This is a genomic window from Rhodospirillaceae bacterium, from assembly GCA_018662005.1.
Classification (GTDB): domain Bacteria; phylum Pseudomonadota; class Alphaproteobacteria; order Rhodospirillales; family JABHCV01; genus JACNJU01.
Map to the genome: position 1 here is coordinate 78,173 of JABJHA010000005.1, position 25,195 is coordinate 103,367.

Below are 25,195 nucleotides of genomic sequence, written 5' to 3' on the forward strand. Positions count from 1 at the left end.
GACAAAAACATTGCGTGGATTTCATCTTGTACCCAGTGACATAAACTTGCGCTTTATTCCGCGCAGGGTCCTGTTTTTTGTTTTTTCCGCTTTGCTGATTGTCAGTTCGATTGGACTGTATGTCTCCAAGGGCCTTAATTACGGCATTGATTTCAAGGGCGGTATCCTGATTGAAATCAAAACCACTGGCGGCGCATCCAATATCAAGGCCATGCGCAGCAATTTATCCGGTTTGGGACTGGGCGAAATCGGCTTGCAGGAATTTGGCGCTGTCGATGAGGTCCTGATCCGTATTCAGGCCCAGGAAGGTGGCGAGAAGGCCCAGCAAGTCGCCATTGATAAAGTTAAGGAAGCCCTTGGCGACGGTATCGAATACCGACGCACGGAATTCGTCGGCCCAAAAATCAGTGATGAATTGTTTTGGGACGGTATTTACGCCGTCAGTGCGGCGATTTTCGCTATTTTATTGTACGTGTGGTTCCGCTTTGAATGGCAGTTTGGCATGGGCGCGGTTGTCGCCCTGGTCCATGATGTGGTCAGCACCATCGGCGTGTTCTCTTTGTTAGGGCTGGAATTCAACCTGACAACGGTGGCGGCGATTTTGACCATTGCCGGTTATTCGATCAACGACACAGTTGTCGTTTATGACCGTGTGCGCGAGAATTTGCGCCGCTACAAGACCATGCCCTTTGCCGAATTGCTGAACAACTCCATCAACGAGACGCTGGCGCGTACGGTGATGACCAGTGTGACAACCCTGCTGGCGTTGCTTGCCCTTTATATTCTTGGCGGTGAAGTCCTGCGCGGCTTCAGCTTCGCCATGATCTGGGGTGTCTTGATCGGTACTTATTCGTCAATCTGTCTGGCCGTGCCGGTGTTGCTGTATATGAACATTGAACGCCGTTCCGGTGGCAATGTTGATGATACGAACGAGGAGGCGGCGGCCGAACCGGCGCCGTAAGGCCATTTCCCTTGATATCACGCCGCAGATCGCTGCTTCCCGAATGCTCTTGCAGGGCTATGGCGAGGGCGGTTTTCGCGTCGCCGGTGAACGCCTTGAGGGCTCCCACATCATCTTTCCCGCACAGGCGTGCCCCTGGCCTGTAACATCGCTTGCCGGTATTACCCTGGAAAGCCTCAGTGCTGTTATTGATCAATCCGATGAAATAGACATCCTGATTATCGGATGCGGTGAAGAATTCCAGCCCATCCCTGATGATCTTCGCGAGGCCTTAAAAGATCACGGTATCGTCCTTGAATGGATGGATACGGGGGCTGCGTGTCGCACTTTCAATGTGTTGCTGGTCGAAGAACGTCCGGTCGCCGTGGCTTTGCTTGCCATTTAGTGGGCTAAATGCTTTTGGCGATGATGTAGAAACCCAGTAATAACAGAGACACAAAGAACAGGCGTCGGAACAGTTGTTCTGATAGCCATTGCCTTATTTTTCGACCAAGAACCATACCGATAATCGCCGGTAGCAGCGCCATGGATGAGACGGTTGCAAGTTCTGGGGTCAAAAGATTGTTGCTCTGCATGGCGATGCCCAAAGAGAATGTCGAGACCGTAAACAGCATTCCCATGGCCTGAATGAGCATGTCTCGTGACAGGCCGATGGCCAGAAGGAACCACACGCCCGGCACCACGAACGAGCCGGTCAGGCCTGTCAGGATACCACTCACAGAACCAGCCAGCGGTCCAACCCACACTTCCTGAGGCGGGGTGATTTTCAAATGGAGATTAGCAAGGCTAACGGATGAATAGGCAATCAGGAGCACGCCAAGAAGTGCTGACAGCCATGAGACATCAACCCGTGTGAGGATGATCGTACCAATCCAAACCGTAACGGTGACCATCAACAGGAACGGCCAAAGCCTTCGCAAAATTGGACGGCCATTTCCACCGATCACGGCTTGCCAGAAATTTGTCACAAATGACGGCACCAGCAGCAACGCCATGGCATGAGGAAGATCGATCGCAACACTTAGCAGGGCGAGGCTTACTGTTGGAAGGCCCAGCCCAATAACGCCTTTGATGGCGCCAGCGAGCAGGAAAGTTCCGGCAATGGCGATGAGGGTGAGAGTATCAAACATGCAGAAGAAGGTTATTTGCCGTATTTTTCATAGATCTTGTTTAACGTTCCATCGCTCTGCATTCCAAGTAGAGTTTCGCTCAGGCGTTTAATTATATCTCTTCTGTCGTCGATTTTTGCGGCCTTTGAAATCATCAGATGTGCGCCCTGGGGTGTTCTCACCGGAACGGGAAGAGGAAGAATCATGTTGGAAAGGCCCAGTTGTCTTAGGGTGTAGGCAACTTCCAGTTTATTGCCGACAAAGACATCGAGCCGGCCTTTGTTCAACATTTCGATGTTCTGTTCCATTTTGCTGACTTCAACAATGTGGATTTTCCCGTCGGCTTCGGCCTTGGAAAATTCCTCGCTAATGTGAAATCCCCTGTTTTTACCGATGCTTTTTCCATGCAGGTCTTTAGTTGACTGAAAATCAAATTCAGCATCTTTTTTGACAAATATTTGATAGGTGCTCAGATGAACGGGTGTCTCGATAAAGTCGGCTATTTCTTCGCGAGCCGGGGTTTTAAACGCTGCAAATCCGCCGTGGGCGATGCCGGTTTTTATCATCTGAATAAGACGCTTGGCAGGTAACAGACTGATGGTAACAGGGATTCCACTTCGCTGTGACAGGTCATCAATGATCTCGACGTCAATGCCGGTGGGATTGCCATCTTGCAGCCAGGCGTAGGGGGCGAAATTTTCGACCGTTACGAATGAAAGGCTCTGCTCGCTATGGGCGGGTAAGGGCAGGGCGAGAACGATAAGGAGCAAAAATGCTTTGTAGGCGTGACGCATCATACTCCCCCATATCCCTATTCTTTAAGACCCCGCAGCACGCAGCATAACATGATATGACGCTTTATCTAAATGGCGAAAAAAAAGCGGAGCCCGAAGGCTCCGCTTTTCTTGAAAATTCGGCTTCGACTTAGTAGATGTTTTGAGCCGATACCATGGCATAGAGCATGGGGAAGGAGAGAAGGGTGTTGGTGCGCGAGAACAACATTGCCTTGCGACCAGCAGCCGCTTTTTCTTCAGGTGTGCCATCAACTAGCCCCAAGGCCACTTTCTGGTTCGGCCAAATAACGAACCAGACGTTGAACCACATGATAATGCCAAACCACATACCAATACCCAACTGGGTGTGTTTGGCCACGGCGAACCCGTCAGATGCGCCAAGGGTCAGAACTTCGACAAAGTAGCCATTCATAGCGGCCAGGATCAGGCCAAAAATAATGGTGCCCATAGCGGCGTGGCGGAACCAGAACAGGGCGGCCGGTGCGATGACTTTGCCAATGGCCGGTTTATGTTCGTCGGGAATGTTCGGCATGTTGGGAATCTGCACGAAGTTGAAATACCAAAGCAGGCCGATCCACATGACGCCGTTGAGAACATGTAGCCAGCGTACGATGAAGGTCATGTAAGAATGATCAACGGCAAATTCGTCACCGGTTGCACCGCTCACGACGATGATCATGACCACGGTCAACACGAAACCCGCGATGACGGTGCTTTTGAGATTTGAAAGGATGCCAGACATGGGCTTTTTCCTCTTAATTGTTATGAGATAAAGGGTTAAATGGATTAATTCTAATTACGAACACTGTATATACGACTGACGGTTGCTTTTTCAATGCTTTAGCTGAAAGTTTAATGAAATCAATCATCCCGGTGCCACATTCGGGATACAACATGGAAAAATAGGGCCAAAACAGGGATTGCGATTCGCTGATGAACAAAGATCAATGGTTGTCCGTTTGCCACGATATGGTTCACCGTCTGGACCGTGATCGCCTGATGTGCGCCATGGTCGCACCGCCAGGCAAACGCGACGCCCTTGTGGCGTTGCTTGCCTTCAATCTGGAAATCGCGACGATCCCGGAACTTGTCAGTGAACCGATGCTGGGCGAGATCCGTCTGCAATGGTGGCGTGAAACGCTCACGCGTCTTTATGATGGAAATAGCGTCGATCATCCCGTCGCCCTTGGACTTGCCGAGGCTATTGAAAAGGCGGATTTAAGCAAATCCCTGTTCGACAGGTATTTGGACGCCCGCGCCTTTGATTTGAATGGCGAGCCTCCGGCTTCGATGATGGTGATGGAAAAATATGTCGAAGACACGGCCGGGGTCCTGCATACCTTGATGGCTGAAGTTCTGGGCCTTGCCGGTTTGGCGCAGGATCTGCGGCCGCAGGTTGGCGAGGCCGTTGCCCATGGCGGTGTCGCCTGGGCCATGACGGGATTGCTGGCTACAGTCGACTTTCATGCCAAACGGGGACGCAGTTACCTGCCAGCTGATCAGGAAGACGGGGTGAAAGCGCTGACTCAGGCGGCAGAACGTCATATCGGAAAGGCACGCAGCGCCCGCAGCCGCGTTCCCAAATCAATGCTGCCCATCATGTTGCCTGTCGGCCTTGCTGAACAAAACCTCAAACAATTGCTGTCTGGGGGTGCTCGCCGACAGGGAATAAGCCGATTGTTCGGATTTTACTGGAAGGTGCTAAGCGGAAAATATTAGCGCTGTTTGACTTCCGATCTGAGCAACATCAACTCAACCGAAGACAACTGCGGGAAAACCGGTTGAGACCATTCATGGTACAAGTAAATAGCACCGCGTTTGGTATCGGGGAAGCTTCCCCGATTGTCGTCGAACATTCTGATTTCAAGAGTCGTCAGCAAGTTGGTCACCGGGGCAATGCTTTGCCAGATCACCGTCGGGTTTATTCTCCGGGGTTCGGCCAGTGGCGCGATGGAGCGTTTCAGCTTCTGTGTCGGCGCCCCGTATCGTTTGCTGAAATATGTAATAATTGACGGATAGGATTGCGACGGGAACAAGATATGGAAATAGGTTGCCGCTCCCTCGTCGTAACGAACGATAGACTGGGTGCCTTCATACAGGATGCTGTCCGTCAGCAAATAAGGCTGGATATCACTCGGCCAGTCCAGCGGTTCAATGCAAAAAACCGTCGAGCCCATTTTTTTGTTGATGCACGACTTGTAATACCAGGGGGCAGGGGTTTGCGGTGGGGGCGATTTGCCCAACGATGTTGTTCTGCCAAGGCTCAAAATGACGCCGTCAAGGCGGTTGTCGGGAAGCTCACGGACAACTTTTTTGGTCGGTTTGCGGGGCACGACCTGCGCCTGCTCGACATTCTTCACTGACCAATCGCTGGTTTCTTCTGTCGCTGAATTGGTGTCTTCAGATGGCTTTTCGGCAGTTTTGGCTTCCTCTTCCTCAGAGGAGAATATGGACATGACCTTGCTGAAGAAACCGTCCTGTTCGCGCGGTTTTCCAGGCAGCGTGGTTGAGCCGACCTGAACTGCCGGTTTACCTGATTTTCCCTCGACGATTTTCTTGGGTGCCGCGCTTTTGGAATTGTCGATGCGGGTTACCTTGGCCACCGTGGTATCTGGCGGAACGACTTTTTTGACGATTTTCGCCGGGGGGGCCTTGGCTTCCACAGGGACGACTTGAGGCGGCTCCAGATCATCATCGGATACCTTTGTCAGCGGCGCAGGGGTAACATTTTCAGGCAGAATTTTAACGTCTATGTCCGGTGGTGGTCCGGTCACATTTGGCGGGCTGACCGGGGCCGTTGCCTGTTCAAGCGAAGCTGACTTTACCACTTCGACCACGGGTCCGGGTTTTGGTTCTTCGGCGGTCTTGACGACGGGTGCAGGTTTCGGCGCTGGCTTGGACGGGGCAGGCGTTTCGGTCTTTGGCTCGTCGTCAAAGCTGAGAAAGCTTTTGATGTTGCCCCAAATTCCGGGCTCATCGTTGGCGATGGGCGGGGTCTTTTTTGGTGTAGGTTTGGGCTTGGCAACCTGCTTGGCCGGTTGCTGTTTGACGACGACTTCAGGAATGGCTTTTATTGGTGCTGGCTTTGGTTTGGGTTGCTTCTTGACCACTTCCTGGAAAGTGTCTTCTACAGCCGCCTGAACGCTTGTATCAATGACCTTGCCCGCGCTCGTCGCCGCGGGGCCGCGCACGGTGCCGATGACCGGTAGCGCCGTGCTGGTTTGCGTCTCCTGATCGAAGGGACTTGGTCCAGCGATCACTGCGGGTGGCGGCGGTGGTTCGGATGTGACAACAGTCGCCGACCAGGGACCAGCTTCCGGTGGTGGTGCGTAAACTTCGGCGACCGGTGCGGCGGATGGCGCAGGGGCCAGGGGTGGTGGCTGATTGGGTGTTGCGCCAAGGGAGGTGACACGGGCCACGGGTGGTGTCGGGGCCGGTTTCTTCTTTTGGCTCTGTAAGTCACGGACTTGCAGCAGGTAATGAACAATATCGAAATGACCCTTGTCGACAGCCAGGTCAACGGGCGTTATTCCCCAGGAATTGAGGGCATGGATATCGCCGCCACCGGCGATACTGATCTGCACTTTTGCCATGTTGCCGTCATAAACGGCTTCGAACAGTTGCTTTGTCGCCTCTGATTGTTCTTGCCCGGCACTCTCGCCTATAGGGGAGAGCATCAAGGCGGCGCACCATAAGGCCACGCCTGAGTATCGCCATAATTTGGAAAATAAACTGATCATTGAAACTTCAAACCGCAGCGATGGAAATCAACTGGCATTATATATTTTTAACGGGCTTCATTCCATTTGAATCCATTTGAGCCATGAAAGCACGGATTTCTTGACATCGCTGCCCGTCAGCCGTAAATCTTTTGAAAATCAAAGGAGTTTTAGCTTCGTGACGAACGGCAAATACCAGTTTCTGCGACGACGATACGCGCCCATTACGCGCCGTAGCCCGCCTGTCGTGTCCGAAGCCCTTCGTTAATCTTTTCAGGAAATCACCGTTCGGACTTCCGTGGCGCGGCACCCAAGCCTTGTCCATTTCGTCCTGTTTAAAGCGGAGACCTAATAAAGATGTTTTTGATTTTACCCGAGCGGCCCGATGACGAAGCCGCCATTGAACCCCTTCTTGACGACGCTTTTGGTGCCGGGCGGCACGACAAAGCGTCATACGCTTTCAGGCAGGACGGTCCGGCCGTTGCGGGACTTTCCTTTGTCGCCCGTTGTGGGAACAGGCTGGTTGGCAGTATTCGCTTCTGGCCGCTTCTCGTGGGTGACACGCCCATTGCGTCCTTGTTGCTTGGACCATTGGGCGTCGCGCCGGAAATGCGCAACTACGGCATCGGGCGGGGGCTTGTCTGTCGTGGACACATGATGGCGAGCGCGCTGGGCTACAAACTGGTGTTTTTGGTCGGCGAGGAAAAATACTACAGCCGTTTTGGCTATAATCCGGCCCAGCCCCATGGATTGACCATGCCCGGTGAGGACCCTGCGCGGTTGATGGTTCATGAACTGGAGGACGCCGCCCTAAAGGGCGTGTCAGGCCCCTTACAGTCGGGAGGCTGTCTTCGATCAGGACATTTGAATGCCCAGCTTACGAGCCAAGCCAGTCTTTGAGATCAGCACGGGCGCGGTCGCTCATGGCCTGCTTGCGGTCCTTACCCTTTAAGCGCTTGCCTTTTTCGTTCAGGCCTTCGGGGCCATCAAGGGGCGGGAACAGGCCGAAGTTGACGTTCATGGGCTGATAGGTTTTCTCATCCGCACCGCCGGTAATGTGATCCAGCAAAGCGCCCAGCGCCATCGTCGGCGGTGGCCGTGACGGGGTTTGGCCCGTCCGTTCGGCAGCGGCGTAGCGTCCGGCCATCAAGCCGACAGCGGTACTTTCCACGTAGCCTTCACAACCGGTAATCTGACCGGCGAAGCGAATTTGCGGATGGGATTTCAATGCCAAAGTTGCATCGAGAAGTTTTGGTGAATTGAGAAAAGTGTTGCGATGCAGGCCGCCCAGACGGGCGAATTCTGCCTTTTCCAGGCCCGGAATAGAGCGGAAGATGCGTTTCTGTTCACCGTAGGTCAACTTGGTTTGAAAGCCGACAATATTGTATAGCGTACCCAGCGCATTGTCCTGCCGTAGCTGCACGATGCCACGGGGTTTGACAGTCGGATTGTTCGGGTTGGTCAGGCCGACCGGCTTCATGGGGCCGTAGGCCAGTGTCTGGCGTCCACGTTCGGCCATCACCTCGATAGGCAGACAGCCTTCAAAGTAGGGAGTGCCTTCCCACTCCTTGAATTCGGTCTTCTCAGCCGACAGCAAGTCATCGATAAAGGTTTCGTATTGGTCGCCATCGAGCGGGCAGTTGATGTAGTCCGATCCATCACCCTTGTCATAGCGTGACTGGTACCAGGCTTTGTCAAAATCGATGGAGTCTTTGTGAACGATTGGCGCAATGGCATCGAAGAAGGAAAGCGCGTTCTTGCCGGTCAGTTCGCGAATCGCCCCGGCCAGTCGTTCTGATGTCAGCGGCCCGGTTGCGATAATAACATTTTCCCAATCTTCCGGGATCGGGCCTGCAACTTCTTCACGGCATATCTCGATTAAGGGGTCATCAACCAACGCCTTCTCGACGCTCCGGGAAAAGGCTTCCCGGTCAACGGCCAGTGCGCCACCGGCGGGAACCTTGTTGGCGTCCGCCGCTTGCATGATTAAAGATCCCATTGTCCGCATTTCCTGATGCAACAGGCCGACGGCGTTGAAGTCGGCATCATCGGAACGAAAAGAGTTGGAGCAGACCAGTTCTGCAAGTCCGTCGGTCACGTGGGCATCGGTGGAACGCTTGGGGCGCATCTCATGCAGGGTAACGGGCACCCCGGCGCGCGCCAGTTGCCACGCCGCCTCGCTGCCGGCAAGGCCGCCACCGATGATGTGGACGGGATTTAAGGATTTTATATTCATGGCGGCAACTCATATACGCCAAGAGAAGACCTTGCAACGAACAATGTCCCGGCTTACGTTCCGGTTGTTCTAAATATCAGTCTAAAAAGGTGAAAATCCGTGGAGTCTTCGTTCTTCGATATCATTAAGCCCGACTTGTTCCTTGCCGGTGTTGTCATCGGCGGGGCAATCATCATGATGCGTTTTATGCCGCGTTTGATGGCCGGGGTGCCGTTTGTCGAGCCCAGGGCGATTAACGATCTGATGGAGAGCGGTAAAGAGCTTGTCATCATCGATGTTCGCACGAAAGATGAATTTAACGGCCCGCTTGGCCATGTGCGCGGGGCCCTCAACCTGGCCGGCATGGAACTGGATAATCGACTGGCTGCCGCCGACAAACAACTCGATGATTTGAAAGACGCGCCAATATTTATTGTCTGCCGCACCCACAACCGTTCGCCCCGGGCCGCCCGGATGTTGACCAAGGCCGGGTTCAGTCAGGTTGCCATTATCAAAGGCGGGATGATCAACTGGAATAAGCAGGAATGTCCTGTTGCAAAGTAAGCAGGATCATCCAGCCCTGCCGTACCTGCTGCTGGTGTTGGCGATTGCCACGTGGGCCGGTAATTTTGTCGTCGCCCGCTACATGCGTGGTGAAATTCCTCCGCTGACCTTGAATTTTCTGCGCTGGAGCGGCGCCTTTGTTGTGTTGTTGCCACTCTGTCTGGGTAAATTCCGCGCCGATGTGGCCATTTTAAAGCGCCACTGGAAGTGGGTGTTGTTGATGGCGGCTTCGGGGGTCGGGATTTTTCACAGCTTTGTCTACACCGGGCTGCAAACAACGACGGTCTTGAACGCAGGGCTGATGATGGCGGTCTGTCCGATTATCATTCCGGGGATTGCCTACCTTATTCACGGTGACCGTTTGACCATGCGCCAATCCATGGGGATCGTCGCATCGGTGATTGGCGTCGTCGTTATCATCACCCGCGCCGATCCGGATTTGCTTCTTTCCTTAAGCATCAGCACGGGTGATTTGTGGTTTCTCGCCGCTGTCCCCATGTGGGCGTTTTATTCGGTGATCATAAAAGACAAACCGCAAGGCTTGTCTTCGCGCGCAATGATGCTGGCGATTACCGGCGTTGGCACGCTGATGATGTTGCCCCTCTACCTTTGGGAACTGAACCGGTTGGGCGGCATCCCGATCAACGTGAGTACCGTTGTCTCTGTCGCTTATGTGTCGGTGTTTGCCTCAGTGCTTGCCTATTTCGCGTGGAACAAGGGGGTTGGCGACGTCGGCGCAATCAAGGCCGGGCCGTTCCTGCACCTGATGCCGGTATTTTCAGCACTGTTGGCGATGACCTTCCTGGGGGAGAGGCTCGAGCCCTTCCACTTCCCTGGTATTGCTTTGATCATGTTGGGTATTGCCCTTACGACCTGGAAGGGGCGGGTTACTTCTTGACCTGATAACCAGTTTTGAAAATCCACCAGACGGTGATGATGCAGACCCCCAGGAAGATGGTGATCATGGACAGACTCCACATGACACTGACATCGGAAATCTCATAGAAGCTCCAGCGGAAGCCACTGACCAGATAGAGCACCGGATTGAACAGGGTAATTTTCTGCCATAAGGGCGGCAGCATATCGATGGAATAGAAACTGCCACCCAGGAACACCAGTGGCGTGACAACCAGCAGCGGGATGATCTGCAACTGCTCGAAGTTGTTGGCCCAGATGCCGATGATAAATCCGAACAGACTGAAGGTGATGGCGGTTAGCACCAGAAACATCAACATCCATAAGGGATGGGCGATCTGGATGGGCACGAACAGGCCAGCCGTTGACAGGATAATCAGGCCAAGGATGATCGATTTTGTTGCCGCCGCCCCCACATATCCCAGAATAATTTCAAAATACGAAACCGGCGCAGACATCAACTCGTAGATAGTGCCGCTGTATTTCGGGAAATAGATACCAAACGACGCATTGGAGACGCTTTGGGTCAGGATCGACAACATGATCAGTCCGGGTACGATGAACGAACCGTAAGAAATGCCGTCAATCTGGCTGATCCGCGAGCCGATGGCCGAACCGAAAACAACGAAGTAAAGCGATGTCGAAATAACCGGCGAGACAATGCTTTGAAACAGCGTCCGGATGGTTCGCGCCATTTCAAACAGGTAAATCGACTTGACCGCGTAATAGTTCATTGGCCTTCCTTGACCAGTGTTACGAAAATATCTTCCAGCGAGCTTTGCGTCGTGTGGAGATCCTTGAATTTGATGCCGGCATCATGCAGGTCGCCCAACAGGCCGGTAATGCCGGTGCGTTCGTCCTGGCTGTCGTAGGTATAGATCATGCGCGCGCCGTCATCTGACAGTTCAAGATTGTAGGTATTCAGGGAAACCGGAATGCCAGAAAGCTGTTGCTGTAATTCCAGTGTCAGCTGCTTCTTGCCGAGCTTTTGCATCAGTTCGGCTTTTTCCTCGACGAGGATAATCTTGCCGTGGCTGATGATGCCGACCCGGTCGGCAATTTCCTCTGCTTCTTCGATATAGTGGGTGGTCAGGATGATGGTGACGCCAGACTCTCTCAGGATATTGATGTGGTGCCACATGTCCTTGCGCAATTCCACATCGACACCGGCGGTGGGCTCATCCAGGAACAGGATTTCCGGTTCGTGGGCCAGCGCCTTGGCGATCAGCACCCGGCGTTTCATACCGCCGGAAAGTTCCATGATCTTGCTGTCTCGCTTGTCCCACAGGGACATGTCCCTCAGGACTTTTTCGATATGTGCCGGATCAGGTTTTTTGCCGAACAGGCCACGGCTGAACGCCAGGGTATCCTTGACCGATTCAAAGGAGTCGGTGGTCAGCTCTTGCGGTACCAGGCCGATTTTCGAGCGGGTCATCCGGTAATCATCAATTATATCGAAACCATCGACCGTGACCTTGCCCGTGCTGGCATTGACCAGCCCACAAATGATGCTGATCAGCGTCGTCTTACCGGCCCCGTTGGGGCCAAGCAAGGCAAGAATTTCACCGTCCCGGATATCCAGATTAACCCCTTTCAGGGCCTGAAAACCGTTATCATAGACTTTCGATAAATCGGAAATGGAAATCAGTGTTTTCATGGCGCTGACTATAACGGTTTTAGTTTTCAGAAACAGCGCTATTGGCAGCGAACCATTTAAAGAGGAAGTTACTCGTCAGCAGGTATGATATTCTGATTTACCCATTCAGATAAAGCCTCTTCCGTTAAACTGCCGTCAGCCAAGGCGAGGAAGGTCACCAGAGATGAGGCATCATCTGCATTAAGAATATACCCATTCAGCATGAGAAAAAGTTCTGTTACCACAAGGGCCGTTCTTTTGTTGCCGTCAAGAAAAGGATGATTTTTAGCGATACCAAATCCGTATGACGCGGCCAAGGCGCTCACAGATGCTTCATCGTAATTGGCACGATTGAGCGGACGGGCAAGAGCAGAATCAAGCAATCCTTGATCTCGTATCCCTGATTGGCCTCCATGTTCAAAAATTTGTTCATCATGAAGGGCAAAGACAACTTTCTGATCAACCCAAATCCAGGATGTCACTTTGCCAACTCACGCAAAACGGCACGGCGCTTTTTCATAATTTTACGTGCCGTCTCCATTTGCTGCTCGAATTCGGGGTCGTAAGGGGTCAGCGTAATCCCGTTTGGTGTTTCCACAACATAAAGATTATCCCCTTTCTCTACCTGAAGCTTAGAGAGAACATCCTTGGGAAGGATAACACCGGTGGAATTGCCAACCGCTTTGAGTTTGAGAACTGTCATGGAATCTCTCCTGTAGATATTTGGAAAGTATTACATTTGTAATAACATTTGGCAAGGCTATGTACGAAGGACAAAGCTAGATCCTAAGCCCGCTTCTTCGCCCGTGACTTTTTGAAATACGGTTTCAGGTATTGGCCGGTGTAGCTTTTCTTCACTTTGGCGACGTCTTCGGGGGTGCCGGTGGCGACGATTTTGCCGCCTTTGGTGCCGCCGCCCGGGCCTAAGTCAATGACCCAGTCGGCGGTTTTGATGACTTCCAGATTATGCTCGATAACAATCACCGTGTTCCCTGTTTCGACCAGGGTGTGCAGGACCTCGAGCAGTTTTTCGACATCGGCGAAGTGCAGCCCGGTGGTCGGCTCATCAAGAATATAGAAGGTCTTGCCGGTCGCCCGTTTTGACAGTTCCTTGGCCAGTTTGACCCGCTGCGCTTCACCACCGGACAGGGTCGTCGCCTGCTGTCCCAGGTGAATGTAGCCGAGCCCGACTTTTTGCAGGGTCAGCATCTTGTCGCGGATGGACGGCACCGCCTTGAAAAATTCTGCTCCCTCGTCAATGGTCATATCGAGCACATCGGCGATGGATTTGTCGCGAAAACGGATTTCCAGGGTTTCCCGGTTGTAGCGCTTGCCGTGGCAGACATCGCACTGAACGTAGACGTCCGGCAAAAAATGCATTTCGATTTTTATGACGCCGTCGCCCTGACAGGATTCACAGCGCCCGCCCTTGACGTTGAACGAGAAGCGCCCCGGCTTGTAACCGCGGGTTTTGGCTTCGGGCAGGGCCGCAAACCAGTCGCGGATGGGCGAGAACGCGCCTGTGTAGGTGGCAGGGTTGGAACGAGGCGTGCGGCCAATAGGTGACTGGTCGATGTCGATGATCTTGTCGATAAATTCGACACCCTCAATGGCTTCGTGCTCACCGGCGTGGGCGCGGGCCGAATGCAGCCGCCGGGCCAAAGCCCGATACAAGGTCTCGATCACCAGTGTCGACTTGCCACCGCCCGATACGCCGGTAATACAGGTGAAGGTGCCCAGCGGGAAGTCGACGCTGACGTTGTCCAGGTTGTTGGCTTTGGCTCCCTTGAGTGTAACCTTGCGGCCCTTTTTGGCGACCCGTCGCTTGTGGGGCATGGGGATCTGCCTGATCCCCGTCATGTACTGGCCGGTCAGGCTTTGCGGGTTGCTCATGACCTGGTCAGGGGTCCCCGATGCGACAACCTGGCCACCGTGAATTCCGGCGGCGGGGCCCATGTCGATCAAGTAATCGGCACTGAGGATCGCGTCTTCGTCATGTTCAACGACGATCACCGTGTTGCCGATATCGCGTAGCCGTTTCAGGGTTTCCAGCAGTCGCGCATTGTCGCGCTGGTGCAGGCCGATGGACGGTTCATCCAACACGTACAGAACCCCGGTCAGCCCGGAACCGATTTGCGAGGCCAGACGAATGCGCTGGCTTTCGCCACCCGACAAGGTTCCCGAATTTCGCGACAAGGTCAGATACTCGAGCCCGACGTTAACCAGAAAGCCCAGCCGCTCGTTAATTTCACGCAAGATGCGCTCGGCGATTTGCTGCTGTTTTTTGTTGAGTTGATCATTCAGTCCTGCAAACCACAGGGCCGCCCCATCAATGGACATGTCTGTGACCTCGCTGATTTGTAGTCCGGCGATTTTGACCGCCAACGCTTCCGGTTTAAGGCGGTGTCCCTTGCAGGTATCACAGGTGGTCACGGTTTGATAACGCCCCAACTCGTCGCGCACCCATGAGGAGTCAGTCTCCCGCCAGCGCCGCTCCATATTGGGGACGACCCCCTCGAACGCCTTGCTGACGTCATAAGACTTGTGACCATCGTGGTAGCTCATGGTCACTTCTTCATCGTCGCTGCCGTAAAGCAAGAGGTCGACAACTTTCTTTTTCAATTTGTTGATCGGTGTCGAGAGCTTGAAACCGAAGTGCGCGGCTAGGCTTTCAAGTGTTTGGCGGTAATATTGCGAGGTCGAATTGGCCCACGGCGCAATCGCTCCTTCGGCCAGCGACAGGCGGTCATCGGGGACGACCAGTTCCGGGTCGAAATACATTTCCGTGCCCAGGCCATCACAGGACGGGCAGGCCCCGAAGGGATTGTTGAACGAGAACAGCCGGGGCTCGATCTCATCAATGGTGAAACCCGATACCGGGCAGGCGAACTTGGCCGAAAATGTCGCCCGTTCGCCGGTTTCTGAATTTTCGGCAAAGGCCAGACCGTCGGCAAGGCCCAGCGCCGTCTCGAAGCTGTCGGCAAGGCGGGTTTCGATTTCAGGGCGCACGACAATGCGGTCAACGACAACTTCAATATCGTGTTTGAGTTTCTTGTTAAGGGGCGGCACGTCGTCGATTTCATAAAGCTCGCCGTCAACCTTGACCCGCTGAAAGCCGCGCTTGGACAGGTCCAGCATCTCGCGTTTGTATTCACCCTTGCGGCCACGCACGATGGGGGCCAGCAGGTAAAGCCGGGTGCCTTCGTCCATGGACATGACCTTGTCGACCATCTGGCTGACGCTTTGGCTTTCGATGGGAAGGCCGGTGGCCGGGGAGTGAGGAATACCGGCACGGGCGAACAGCAGGCGCATGTAGTCGTAGATTTCGGTCACCGTGCCGACTGTTGAGCGCGGGTTGCGGGATGTTGTCTTCTGTTCGATCGAGATCGCCGGGCTTAAGCCTTCAATGTGATCGACATCGGGCTTTTGCATCAGTTCCAGAAACTGCCGGGCATAGGCCGACAAGGATTCCACGTAGCGGCGTTGCCCTTCGGCGTAAATGGTGTCGAAAGCCAGCGATGATTTTCCCGACCCGGACAGGCCGGTAATCACCGTCAGCTTGTTGCGCGGAATATCGACGTCGACGTTTTGCAGGTTGTGTTCGCGGGCGCCGCGGACGGAAATTTTATCCATAATGGCCTTAATATGTGTCATCAAGCGGGCGTAAACCTCCAGATTTAATAGTGATCGGCCCGCACGTAAAGGGGGATGGTTGCCGAATCTTGATGATAATGGTATGTTCCCTTTTTGTTCTTGTCTAGTCGGGTAATATTTGGCATGATGCTGGGGCCTCATTTCTCCCACAGCTTGTGGATAAAAGCTGTCTGGCAGGGGGTCGGGCAAGCGTGTAGAGTCCGCGACAAGCGAGTCGCGAATACAGTTTCAGTTAAGGGGATTTTTTTATGGCAGGCAGTGTTAACAAGGTCATTCTGGTGGGTAATCTGGGTCGCGACCCGGAAGTACGGTTCGCCCAGGATGGCACCAAGATCGTCAATATGAGCCTGGCGACTTCTGAATCCTGGAAAGACAAATCAACCGGCGAACGCCGCGAGAAGACCGAATGGCACCGGGTCGTTATTTTTAACAACCACCTGGCCGATATCGCCGAAAAATATCTGCGCAAGGGCTCCAAGATTTATATTGAAGGGGCGCTGCAAACCCGCAAGTGGACCGATAATTCCGGGGTCGAGAAGTACTCTACCGAAGTGGTCCTGCAACGTTATCAGGGCGAGTTGACGATGCTCGACACCCGCAGTGAAGGCGGCGGCTATTCCGGCGGCGGTGGTGGTTCTGACAGCGGCTCCGATTACGGCGGCGGCTCAGACAATGGCGGCGGTAGCAGCGGTGGTGCTGGTGGCGGCGAGGGCAATGCACCGGGAAGCGATCTGGACGACGAAATTCCGTTCTAGATGGCCGCGTCAGCTGATGAGATTGCCATCCATGAGCACATTTTAACGACAGCCAGTGAGGTGTCCCCGGCGCTTGCCGAAGCGCTAAAGGGCGTTGGCGTTCTTTCATTGGCAAAGCCCAAACCAAGCAAAAAGACCAACACCTTGGGATACTTCTTGTCGCGGGCCATCGTCGGGCAGCAATTATCGACCAAGGCGGCCGCCAGTATTTGGCAACGGGTTGAGGCGGCGGTTGCGTCTTCCAAATCCGCAATTCCGGAATTTTTTGACGATGACTGCTTTGATCCGATCAGGGCGTGCGGTGTGTCAGGAAGCAAGGTTAAAGCCCTGCAAGGCATTTCCGCTGCCCACAAGGCGGGCGACCTTTGCGGTAAAACCCTGGCCAAAATGGATCACGCCGACAGATCAGAACAGTTATTGAAAATCTGGGGCGTCGGTCAATGGACCTGCGATATGGCCTCCATTTTCTTCTGCTGCTGTCCTGACGTTTGGCCGCAAGGCGATGTAACGGTGCAAAAGACCTTCACCCGCCTGATTGGCAGAAAAAAACCAGCCAAAGCGGCACAGCATTTTGCCCCGCACCGTTCCTATCTGGCCCTCGCCATGTGGGAAATTGCCGACGCCCGGCCGGAATGACTGTTAAATTAGCTGTCAGTTCTATTCGGTGCTGGCGGCAGGGCGCTCAGGCGGTCGCGGATGGTCTTTATGTAGTTCAGGGCATCAGGATCGCTCTGGCCTTCCTGCAGGGCGTCGAGCAGGGAATTGACGTCCTTTTCGACGATGGCAATGGTGTTGGCGGGGTCATACTGTTCACGAGACCAGGAAATACTGTCAAAATTATCGCCGAACCAGGTGCCGCCTGAGCTGCTTTTCATCACCTGCAACAATTGATCAGGCGCAACGTCCAGATTTTCGGCTTCGTTTAGCACCTGCCTGACGGCGGTTACGCAGGCCGCAGCGACAAAGTTGTTGAGGACCTTTCCGGCCATCCCCTTGCCCAAACCACCCAGGAAATGCAGGTCCCGGCCCATGGCTTCAAGCAGGGGTCTTACAGGTTCTGCGGTTTCCTCGTCGGCGCCGATCATAAACGACAGCCTTTTTTCCATCGCCGCAATGGGCGCTCCAGACATGGGGATATCAAAGAAGCTGACATCGTTCGGAAGCAGAGCGGCAACCTGCTCGATAAAACGTGGTGAAACCGTTGAGGCCAGCAGGCATGTTTTCGGATAAGTCGGTTGTTTGAAAATGGCCTGTTCTTCAAAGTACAGATCAAGGGTTTGCTGTTGGTCCCTGACAACCGAGATCAGCACATCGACGCGTCCGCAAAATTCATCCGCCGATGCAACCATCTTGCTGGCGAAATCGCCAAATTCTTTTGTCGGCCGGATATCAAAACCGGACACCGTGAAGCCCGACCCGACGAGCGCTTTGGCCATCGGCAAACCCATAGCGCCACACCCGGCGACGCCGATGGTTTTGCTGAAAGCATCACTTTCCGGATTGCCTGACATGCTGCTTCCACCAACCTTTAAAAACCTGAGACGGAGGTAAAGGTAACACGGGATTTTGGCCCTTGAAATGGCTCAATTTTCAAGCCTTTTTTGACCCTCCAGCCGGTTGTACCGGACCCCGTAACATGCTAGATTTTGGAACCTAGAGTCGCCACTTTTCAGGGGGCTCTAAATCTTTTTTAACCCATTGAATTCATTGGATTATTATTTGTGACGACGCCTTCCGACACACCCCCGCCCGAAACCCCTGAGGAATTGGGCGTTTCCCCTGTATCAATCGTAGAAGAAATGCGCAGCTCCTATCTTGATTACGCCATGAGCGTGATCGTCAGTCGCGCTTTGCCGGACGTCCGCGACGGTCTGAAACCGGTGCATCGGCGCATCCTCTATTCGATGAAAGAAAACGGTTACGAATACAACAAACCGTTCCGCAAATCGGCCCGCATCGTCGGTGATGTGATGGGTAAGTATCACCCCCATGGTGACCAGTCGATTTACGACGCCATGGTCCGCATGGCTCAGGATTTTTCCATGCGTCTGCCGCTGATCGACAGCCAGGGTAATTTCGGCTCCATGGACGGCGACCGGGCCGCTGCCATGCGTTATACGGAAGCCCGTCTGGCCCGTTCAGCCCATTCATTGATTGAAGACATCGACAAGGACACCGTCGACTTCAAGCCCAACTATGACGAATCGGAAAGTGAACCGACGGTGCTGCCGGCCCAGTTCCCCAATTTGCTGGTCAACGGCGCCGGCGGTATCGCCGTCGGCATGGCGACAAATATTCCGCCGCACAATCTGGGCGAGGTGATCGATGCCTGTTGCGCCTTGATCGATAATCCGGCCATTTCCATTGATGAAATTATTGAAAACCATGTCCAGGGGCCTGATTTCCCCACCGGGGCGTCCATTCTGGGCCGTCAGGGTATCCATTCGGCCTTCCGCACCGGTCGTGGCTCTGTGGTCATGCGTGGCCGGGCAACGATTGAGGAAATCCGCAAAGATCGCCAGGCCATCGTCATTACCGAGGTGCCCTTTCAGGTCAACAAGGCGCGCATGGTCGAACAAATGGCCGAATGCGTGCGTGACAAAAAGATCGAAGGCATATCTGACCTGCGCGATGAATCCGATCGTGACGGCGTGCGCGTCGTCGTCGAGATCAAACGCGACGCCATCGCCGAAGTCGTCCTGAACCAGCTTTATCGTTTCACGCCGCTGCAAACCAGTTTCGGCGTTAACATGCTGGCCCTGGATGGCGGCATGCCCAAATTGATGAACTTGCTGGAAATCATTCAGGCATTTGTCGATTTTCGGGAAGTGGTTATCCGCCGCCGCATTATTTACCTGCTCGGCAAGGCCCGTGAAAAGGCCCACATCCTGGCCGGTCTCGCCGTCGCCGTCGCCAATATCGACGAGGTCATCAAATTGATCCGGGCCGCCAAGGATTCAGCCACTGCCCGCCAGCAACTGATGGAACGCGACTGGCCAGCCGAAGATATCGAACCGATGATTAAATTGCTTGATGAGCCAGGCCGGGCCGTTGTCGATGGCAAGTACAAGCTTTCCGAAGAACAGGCCAAGGCGATTCTGGAGTTACGCCTGCATCGCCTGACGGGACTGGAGCGGGACAAGATCGCCGCCGATCTGGCCGAACTGGGCGTCGAAATCGCCGATCATCTGGCGTTACTGGCATCGCGCACGTTGTTGCTTAAACTCCTGCGCGAAGAATTACTGGAAATGCGCGAGCAATTCGCCACCCCCAGGCGCACCATGATTGATGATAACGAGTTTGAACACGATATTGAGGACCTTATCCAGCGCGAGGACATGGTCGTTACCGTCTCCAACACCGGTTACATGAAGCGGGTGCCGCTTTCCACGTACAGGGCCCAGAAGCGCGGCGGCAAGGGCCGCAGCGGCATGAGTACCCGGGATGAGGATTTCGTCTCACAGGTGTTTGTCGTCAACACTCATACGCCGGTGCTGTTTTTCTCCTCAACGGGCATCGTCTACAAGCTCAAGGTCTACAAATTGCCGCTGGGCTCGCCAACCTCGCTGGGCAAGGCGATGATCAACCTGTTGCCACTGGATGAAGGTGAAAGTATCACCACCTTGATGCCACTGCCCGAAGACGAGGAAAGCTGGGGCGAACTGTCGGTGATGTTCGCCACAGCATCCGGTGGGGCGCGCCGTAATTCCCTTTCAGATTTTACCAACGTCAAGGCCAACGGCAAGATCGCCATGAAGCTGGGTGATGATGACCAGTTGATTGGTGTTCAGGCGTGCTCTGAAACCGACGATATTCTGTTATCATCACGCAACGGCAAGTGCATTCGCTTCCCGGTAACCGATGTTCGTGTGTTCTCCTCCCGCTCGTCAACCGGCGTGCGTGGTATCCGGCTCGATGGTGATGACAAGGTAATTTCCATGTCGGTTCTCAGCCACGTCAAAGCCGAAATTTCAGAGCGTGACGAGTATCTGCAATCGGTCAGCGCTTCACGAAGACTGGCTGGCGGGGATTACTCGGACAGGCCCGAAGATAAGGTCCAGGACGAAAGCCGCGCCGAACGTCTGAACGAGGCATTGTTTGCTGAAATGGGTGAAAATGAAGAATTCATCCTGACCCTCGCCGATGATGGTATTGGCAAGCGGACCTCGGCCTATGAATACCGGATTTCAAAACGCGGCGGCAAAGGGATCGCCAGTATCGATTTGAAACGACCGAAAGGCCAGGCGACCAGCGTCGTTGGTTCATTCCCTGTTGAAACCGATGACCAGTTGGTCATGGTTTCCGATGGCGGCCAGTTGATCAGGTGCCCGGTTGCCGGTATCAGCGTCGTCGGCAGGTCCTCGCGCGGGGTCACCATCTTCAATGTCGCTGATAAAGAACGGGTTGTATCGGTCAGCCGTTTGAACGACGATGATGATGATGGCGACGAGGAAGCAGGCGAGGACGCGCCCGAGGAGGCTGAAGAATTCTCAACGCCTGAACCCACGCCAGACTCTGAACCCTCTTAAGGGAAGGAACGTCCAATGGCAGAGCCGCGTATCGGCATTTACCCCGGAACCTTTGATCCGCTGACAAATGGCCACATGGATATCATTTCCCGGGCCACCAAAGTTGTCGACAAGCTGATTGTCGGCGTCGCCGAACATACAGGCAAGGACACGCTGTTTAGCCTTGATGAACGTCTGGACATGGTTGGTGAGGAAATTGCTGTAATTAACGGGGCGCTCAAATCCGATATCGAGGTTTGTTCGTTCAATTCCCTGCTCATGAAATTTGCCGAAAACGTCAATGCTTCGGTGATTATCCGTGGCCTTCGGGCTGTCTCTGACTTTGAATACGAATTCCAGATGGCCGGCATGAACGCCCGCCTGAATAGTGTAATTGAAACGGTGTTCCTGATGGCTTCTGACAGGCATCAGTTTATCGCCTCGCGTTTTGTTAAGGAAATTGGACGCCTGGATGGTGATATCGGCCATTTTGTGCCTGCTGGCGTCAAGCAAAAGCTGATTGCGCGCCTTGCCGAACTGAAAGCCTGAGAGGCTTAAATAAAAGGCCAATTAAAGGTGTTGACCGACCCGCCCCTGATCCCTATTTTCCGGGCTTCCCGATGATGTCCTAACCAATAGATTCTAAAGCTGGAACTTTTGGATAAGCAGGCCATCACATATGCGGGCGCATAGCTCAGTTGGTAGAGCATTCGACTTTTAATCGAACGGTCACAGGTTCGAATCCTGTTGCGCCTACCATTTAAAAGTCCCTGTCGATTTCGGCAGGGGCTTTTTTCTTGACCTTCAGCATGATGATGAAACTGGCGTTGATCGCCCAATTGGGCCATACTTTTTGCAACGTTTTAATCAAGCAAAGGGCCGGGGTATGCCTAAGTATGAAATAGCGCTTTTTAACGAAGAGGTCCGCGTCCTGGTCAAACAGGGCGATAGCCATGAAGGTTTTGAAGATTCCTGGGCCGATACCCACTATGTCGAGGTCAATGCGCCCAACGAGGAAATGGCCCGGGGCAGAATTGAAAAGCAGTATCCGGCTCACCGCGGCTTTGTTATTGAACAAATTTCCGCCGTTATTCCCGATGGCGATTTCTAGAATTTCCTGAAATTCAATCCGGGTCTGATTCGCCCGCGCGAGCGATTCGCGCGGGTTTTTGGCTGTCGAAAACTTGCCACGAAAAATCAATGAAACCTGTAAAAGGAAAGGCGATCCCGAAAAGTGACAGGAACCCTGACAAAATTTTGCCGCATTTTATCAATAGCTTGTATGTAATTACTTCAATTGACAGGGCGAAAGAGTTTCTTAACAATCAAACTGTACGTTAGTGGAGATAGAAACAGACGGTCATTCTTAATCCGTTTTTCAGCGGTACGGCATGGCCCCGGAAGAAAACACCGGAAGGCAACTTCACCGGAAAGGTTCTGAAACGATGTTACAAATGCCGATTAACGGACACAACATTTATGAGGTGTCCATCTATAATAAAGAAGTGCGGGCCATGGTTAAGGAAAACCAGCACCATCATTTCTTTGATGATCAATGGGCCGATATCCATGTCAGGAATGTCACCGCCCGCGATGAAGGCGAAGCCGTCTCCATCATCTCCAAACGCTTTCCGTCCGAAGACGGTTTCGTCATTGAGCTTGTCGAGGAAAGCGACTTCTGAATATTCGGCTTTCGTTTAAGGGCTGACTCTTCGGGGGGAGATTAAGATCACAGAAACGGCCATCACGGGCAGCTTATGCGCGCGTGACCTACGTTTCCTTTTCACCATCACGCAAAACATTGCGCCTGATCTTGCCGGTGGCTGTCATGGGCAGGTCATCGACAAATTCTATATGACGCGGGTATTCATGGGGCGACAGGCGGGTTTTGACAAAATTGCGGATGTCATTTTCCAGATCTGGATCGCCGTTATTTCCTTCACGCAACAGAATGAACGCCTTGACCGCTTCGGTGCGTAGTGGATCAGGCACACCAACGACGGCGACCAGTGACACCGCCGGATGCTTGGAGATACAGTCTTCTATCTCGCCCGGGCCGATCCGGTAGCCGGCTGAGGAGATCACATCATCATCTCGACCGACAAACCACAGATAGCCGTCCGCGTCTTTTGTACCCAGATCGCCGGTCAGCAACCAGTCGCCATTAAACTTGTCTTTTGTGGCTTGCACATTATTCCAGTACTGAAGAAACATCACCGGGTCCGGGCTTCGTACAGCAATGGCGCCGGTTGTTTCGGGGGGTAGGATTTGGCCGTTTTCGTCAATAATTTCAACGTCATGACCGGGCACAGCACGACCCATGGAGCCGGGTTTGACATCCATCAGTTCGGCACAATTGGAGACCACAAGGTTACATTCGGTCTGACCATAGTATTCATTAAAAGTAACCCCCAGCGCCTGCTTGCCCCAATCCAGCAGTTCCGCACCCATCGGTTCCCCGGCACAAGTGACGGTGCGAAGGTCAATGTCAAAACGCTCCGCCGGGTGTTCGACCTGACGCATCAGTCGCAAGGCTGTCGGTGGCATGAAGGTATTGCGGACCCGGTGGCGGGCCATCAGGGCCAGCGCCTTTTCCGGATCGTACTTGCGGGCCCTTTGGGCCAATACCGGCACGCCATGATGCCAGGAAGACATCAAAACGTTCATCAAGCCGCCAATCCAGGCCCAGTCGGCGGGTGTCCACATCAGGTCATCAGGCTTCGGGAAGAATTCGTGGGGGAATTCAACACCCGGTAAATGGCCAAGTAAGGCCCGATGGGCATGAAGTGCGCCCTTCGGGTTGCCGGTTGTCCCCGATGTGTAAATGATCAGGCCCGGTTCTTCTGATTTGGTGTTTAAGGGCGTGAAGGCGTCCGAAGCGTCATCAAGGGCTTTCCACAGGGAAACGGGGCTGGTTCCGTCAACGGAAAAATCACCAGATCCGGTCAGCAGGACCGTCTCAAGGTTCGGCAATTTATCACGGATCGCCTCAATCTTTTGATAGTTTTCCGTATCGGTGACCAGCGCCTTTGCGCCGCAATCGCTCAGGCGGAATTCCAGGGCGTCTTCACCGAACAGGGTGAACATGGGGATGGAAATCAGGCCGGCTTTCCAGGCGGCGATATGGGCGATCCCGGTCTCGACGGACTGGCTCAACAGGATCGCCACCCTGTCGCCGGGCTTCAAGCCCCTGGCCACATACAGGTTGGCCAGTTTGTTGGACAGTTTTTTTAAGGCAAGGAAGCTGTACTGGGTGACGTCGCCGTCTTCGTCTTCAATGATCAGCGCTGTTTTATCGGGGGTGCGCTCAGCATGTTTATCGCAAACATCGACACCCATGTTGAAGTATTCCGGAATTTGCCACCTCAGGGCGTCGCGAACCTTATCGTAACTATCTGACCTGATAAGCATTTCTTGTTCCCGAAAAAAATGTCATTACGTTATATTCATGCCCTTCATTGATGTTCATTTCAAGAAAGTCACCCATAGCCATGTTCGTTCCTGATTTACTGAAAAACAAGCGAATCCTCATAACCGGCGGCGGCAGCGGCCTGGGCAAGACCATGGCCCGTCGCTGTATGGAGCTGGGGGCGGTGCCAATTATCTGTTCGCGCCGTGAAGAGCTTTTGGAAGAAACGGCGGCTGAGCTGGCGGCAGACACGGGTGGTCGCATAGAATGGCGGGGGCTTGATATTCGCGACCCGGAAGCCGTTGAAAGCGTCGTCTCCTCGATTTGGGACGATGGCCCCATCGACGCCCTGATCAATAATGCCGCGGGTAATTTTCTCGCCCGTACGGAAACCCTGTCACACCGGGCCGTTGATGCGGTGCTTAACATTGTCATGCACGGCAGCACCTATATGACGCTGGCTTGCGGGAAGCGCTGGATTGAAGCTGATAAACCCGGCAATGTTCTTTCCATCATCACCACCTACGCTTGGACCGGCTCTGCCTTCGTCGTGCCGTCAGCCATCGCCAAGGCCGGTGTTTTGGCCATGACCCGCTCGTTGGCTGTCGAATGGGGCCCCAAGGGCATCCGTCTGAACGCCATTGCGCCGGGACCGTTCCCTACTGATGGCGCTTGGGACAGGTTGGTGCCCAATGAAAAGCTTGCCGCGGCCTGGGCCAAACGCAATCCGTTGGGGCGTGTCGGTGATCATAAGGAACTGGCCGATCTGGCCGCCTATTTGCTCAGTGACGGTTCCGCCTACATCAACGGAGACGCCATCACCATTGATGGCGGTGAATGGTTGGCCGGGGCCGGACAATTCAATTTTGCCGATATCCTGACCGATGAGGAATGGGACGACATCGCGGGCAACAAAAAATGAGTGATTGACCCAGATCAACATGGCAAATGCTTTG

25 protein-coding genes and 1 tRNA gene are annotated in these 25,195 nt (G+C 53.9%); 14 read left to right on the forward strand and 12 right to left on the reverse strand.

Annotated features, from left to right (window positions below; translation table 11 throughout):
* Positions 1-10 precede the first annotated feature (10 nt).
* Together secF and HOL66_03595 are read left to right on the forward strand one after the other, a co-directional pair.
* Entirely contained in the window at positions 11-961 is a 951-nt protein-coding gene (gene secF, locus HOL66_03590; GenBank protein ID MBT5243307.1) for a protein translocase subunit SecF, read from the forward strand.
* Positions 921-1,346, forward strand: coding sequence for a hypothetical protein (locus tag HOL66_03595; GenBank protein ID MBT5243308.1), 426 nt, complete (start codon positions 921-923; stop codon positions 1,344-1,346). The genes secF and HOL66_03595 overlap by 41 nt, the downstream gene beginning before the upstream one ends.
* Positions 1,347-1,350: 4 nt before the next feature.
* On the opposite strand, the gene HOL66_03600 is transcribed toward HOL66_03595, so the two are convergent.
* From HOL66_03600 to HOL66_03610, 3 genes are all read right to left on the reverse strand, one after another.
* Positions 1,351-2,091: a sulfite exporter TauE/SafE family protein gene (locus HOL66_03600; GenBank protein ID MBT5243309.1), complete on the reverse strand. Its 741-nt coding sequence runs from the start codon at positions 2,089-2,091 to the stop codon at positions 1,351-1,353.
* Positions 2,092-2,102: 11 nt separating this feature from the next.
* The gene (locus HOL66_03605; protein ID MBT5243310.1) at positions 2,103-2,867 is read right to left on the reverse strand and encodes an amino acid ABC transporter substrate-binding protein; all 765 of its coding nucleotides are present in this window, start codon (positions 2,865-2,867) and stop codon (positions 2,103-2,105) included.
* Positions 2,868-2,994: 127 nt separating this feature from the next.
* Entirely contained in the window at positions 2,995-3,606 is a 612-nt protein-coding gene (locus HOL66_03610; protein MBT5243311.1) for a hypothetical protein, read from the reverse strand.
* 191 nt (positions 3,607-3,797) lie between these two features.
* Between HOL66_03610 and HOL66_03615 the strand changes: the two genes are divergently transcribed.
* Positions 3,798-4,583, forward strand: coding sequence for a squalene/phytoene synthase family protein (locus HOL66_03615; GenBank protein ID MBT5243312.1), 786 nt, complete (start codon positions 3,798-3,800; stop codon positions 4,581-4,583).
* Here the strand turns inward: HOL66_03615 and HOL66_03620 are convergent.
* Entirely contained in the window at positions 4,580-6,604 is a 2,025-nt protein-coding gene (locus HOL66_03620; GenBank protein ID MBT5243313.1) for an ankyrin repeat domain-containing protein, read from the reverse strand. The two genes, HOL66_03615 and HOL66_03620, sit on opposite strands and share 4 nt — an antisense overlap.
* 336 nt (positions 6,605-6,940) lie before the next feature.
* Here HOL66_03620 and HOL66_03625 point away from each other — a divergent pair, with 336 nt between their 5' ends.
* Positions 6,941-7,483, forward strand: coding sequence for an N-acetyltransferase (locus HOL66_03625; protein ID MBT5243314.1), 543 nt, complete (start codon positions 6,941-6,943; stop codon positions 7,481-7,483).
* Here HOL66_03625 and trmFO read toward each other — a convergent pair.
* Positions 7,461-8,819 carry a methylenetetrahydrofolate--tRNA-(uracil(54)-C(5))-methyltransferase (FADH(2)-oxidizing) TrmFO gene (gene trmFO, locus HOL66_03630; protein ID MBT5243315.1) on the reverse strand — a complete coding sequence of 453 codons (1,359 nt, stop codon included), beginning with the start codon at positions 8,817-8,819 and terminating at the stop codon, positions 7,461-7,463. The genes HOL66_03625 and trmFO overlap by 23 nt on opposite strands.
* Positions 8,820-8,918: 99 nt before the next feature.
* Here trmFO and HOL66_03635 point away from each other — a divergent pair, with 99 nt between their 5' ends.
* A complete protein-coding gene (locus tag HOL66_03635; protein ID MBT5243316.1) occupies positions 8,919-9,362 on the forward strand; it encodes a rhodanese-like domain-containing protein in 444 nt (147 codons plus the stop codon).
* Positions 9,352-10,260, forward strand: a complete 909-nt coding sequence (locus HOL66_03640) for a DMT family transporter (GenBank protein MBT5243317.1) — start codon at positions 9,352-9,354, stop codon at positions 10,258-10,260. Before HOL66_03635 ends, HOL66_03640 begins: the two co-directional genes overlap by 11 nt.
* Here the strand turns inward: HOL66_03640 and HOL66_03645 are convergent.
* From HOL66_03645 to uvrA, 5 genes are all read right to left on the reverse strand, one after another.
* Positions 10,250-11,011 (reverse strand): ABC transporter permease, encoded by a 762-nt coding sequence (locus HOL66_03645; protein MBT5243318.1) that lies wholly within the window; start codon positions 11,009-11,011, stop codon positions 10,250-10,252. The two genes, HOL66_03640 and HOL66_03645, sit on opposite strands and share 11 nt — an antisense overlap.
* Positions 11,008-11,934 (reverse strand): ABC transporter ATP-binding protein, encoded by a 927-nt coding sequence (locus HOL66_03650; GenBank protein MBT5243319.1) that lies wholly within the window; start codon positions 11,932-11,934, stop codon positions 11,008-11,010. Before HOL66_03650 ends, HOL66_03645 begins: the two co-directional genes overlap by 4 nt.
* Positions 11,935-12,002: 68 nt before the next feature.
* Positions 12,003-12,395: a type II toxin-antitoxin system death-on-curing family toxin gene (locus tag HOL66_03655; GenBank protein MBT5243320.1), complete on the reverse strand. Its 393-nt coding sequence runs from the start codon at positions 12,393-12,395 to the stop codon at positions 12,003-12,005.
* Positions 12,392-12,616, reverse strand: a complete 225-nt coding sequence (locus HOL66_03660; GenBank protein ID MBT5243321.1) for an AbrB/MazE/SpoVT family DNA-binding domain-containing protein — start codon at positions 12,614-12,616, stop codon at positions 12,392-12,394. Before HOL66_03660 ends, HOL66_03655 begins: the two co-directional genes overlap by 4 nt.
* An 83-nt stretch (positions 12,617-12,699) precedes the next feature.
* Positions 12,700-15,546 (reverse strand): excinuclease ABC subunit UvrA, encoded by a 2,847-nt coding sequence (gene uvrA, locus HOL66_03665; GenBank protein ID MBT5243322.1) that lies wholly within the window; start codon positions 15,544-15,546, stop codon positions 12,700-12,702.
* 269 nt (positions 15,547-15,815) lie between these two features.
* Between uvrA and ssb the strand changes: the two genes are divergently transcribed.
* Positions 15,816-16,322: a single-stranded DNA-binding protein gene (ssb, locus tag HOL66_03670; GenBank protein ID MBT5243323.1), complete on the forward strand. Its 507-nt coding sequence runs from the start codon at positions 15,816-15,818 to the stop codon at positions 16,320-16,322.
* Positions 16,323-16,958: a DNA-3-methyladenine glycosylase 2 family protein gene (locus HOL66_03675; GenBank protein MBT5243324.1), complete on the forward strand. Its 636-nt coding sequence runs from the start codon at positions 16,323-16,325 to the stop codon at positions 16,956-16,958.
* Positions 16,959-16,966: 8 nt separating this feature from the next.
* On the opposite strand, the gene HOL66_03680 is transcribed toward HOL66_03675, so the two are convergent.
* Positions 16,967-17,833 carry an NAD(P)-dependent oxidoreductase gene (locus tag HOL66_03680; protein MBT5243325.1) on the reverse strand — a complete coding sequence of 289 codons (867 nt, stop codon included), beginning with the start codon at positions 17,831-17,833 and terminating at the stop codon, positions 16,967-16,969.
* Between the two features lie 288 nt (positions 17,834-18,121).
* Here HOL66_03680 and gyrA point away from each other — a divergent pair, with 288 nt between their 5' ends.
* The 5 genes from gyrA (at position 18,122) to HOL66_03705 (ending at position 22,512) form a co-directional block, all read left to right on the forward strand.
* Positions 18,122-20,851 carry a DNA topoisomerase (ATP-hydrolyzing) subunit A gene (gyrA, locus tag HOL66_03685; protein ID MBT5243326.1) on the forward strand — a complete coding sequence of 910 codons (2,730 nt, stop codon included), beginning with the start codon at positions 18,122-18,124 and terminating at the stop codon, positions 20,849-20,851.
* Between the two features lie 15 nt (positions 20,852-20,866).
* Complete coding sequence (gene coaD, locus HOL66_03690) at positions 20,867-21,379, forward strand: pantetheine-phosphate adenylyltransferase (protein ID MBT5243327.1); 513 nt, start codon at positions 20,867-20,869, stop codon at positions 21,377-21,379.
* A gap of 134 nt (positions 21,380-21,513) precedes the next feature.
* A tRNA-Lys gene (locus HOL66_03695) sits at positions 21,514-21,589 on the forward strand.
* Positions 21,590-21,716: 127 nt separating this feature from the next.
* A complete protein-coding gene (locus tag HOL66_03700; protein ID MBT5243328.1) occupies positions 21,717-21,941 on the forward strand; it encodes a hypothetical protein in 225 nt (74 codons plus the stop codon).
* Between the two features lie 343 nt (positions 21,942-22,284).
* The gene (locus HOL66_03705) at positions 22,285-22,512 is read left to right on the forward strand and encodes a hypothetical protein (protein MBT5243329.1); all 228 of its coding nucleotides are present in this window, start codon (positions 22,285-22,287) and stop codon (positions 22,510-22,512) included.
* Between the two features lie 88 nt (positions 22,513-22,600).
* Here the strand turns inward: HOL66_03705 and HOL66_03710 are convergent, their stop codons facing one another.
* Positions 22,601-24,241 carry an AMP-binding protein gene (locus HOL66_03710; protein MBT5243330.1) on the reverse strand — a complete coding sequence of 547 codons (1,641 nt, stop codon included), beginning with the start codon at positions 24,239-24,241 and terminating at the stop codon, positions 22,601-22,603.
* Positions 24,242-24,321: 80 nt separating this feature from the next.
* On the opposite strand from HOL66_03710, the gene HOL66_03715 reads away from it, so the two are divergent.
* Positions 24,322-25,161 (forward strand): SDR family oxidoreductase, encoded by an 840-nt coding sequence (locus tag HOL66_03715; GenBank protein MBT5243331.1) that lies wholly within the window; start codon positions 24,322-24,324, stop codon positions 25,159-25,161.
* Positions 25,162-25,195 lie beyond the last annotated feature (34 nt).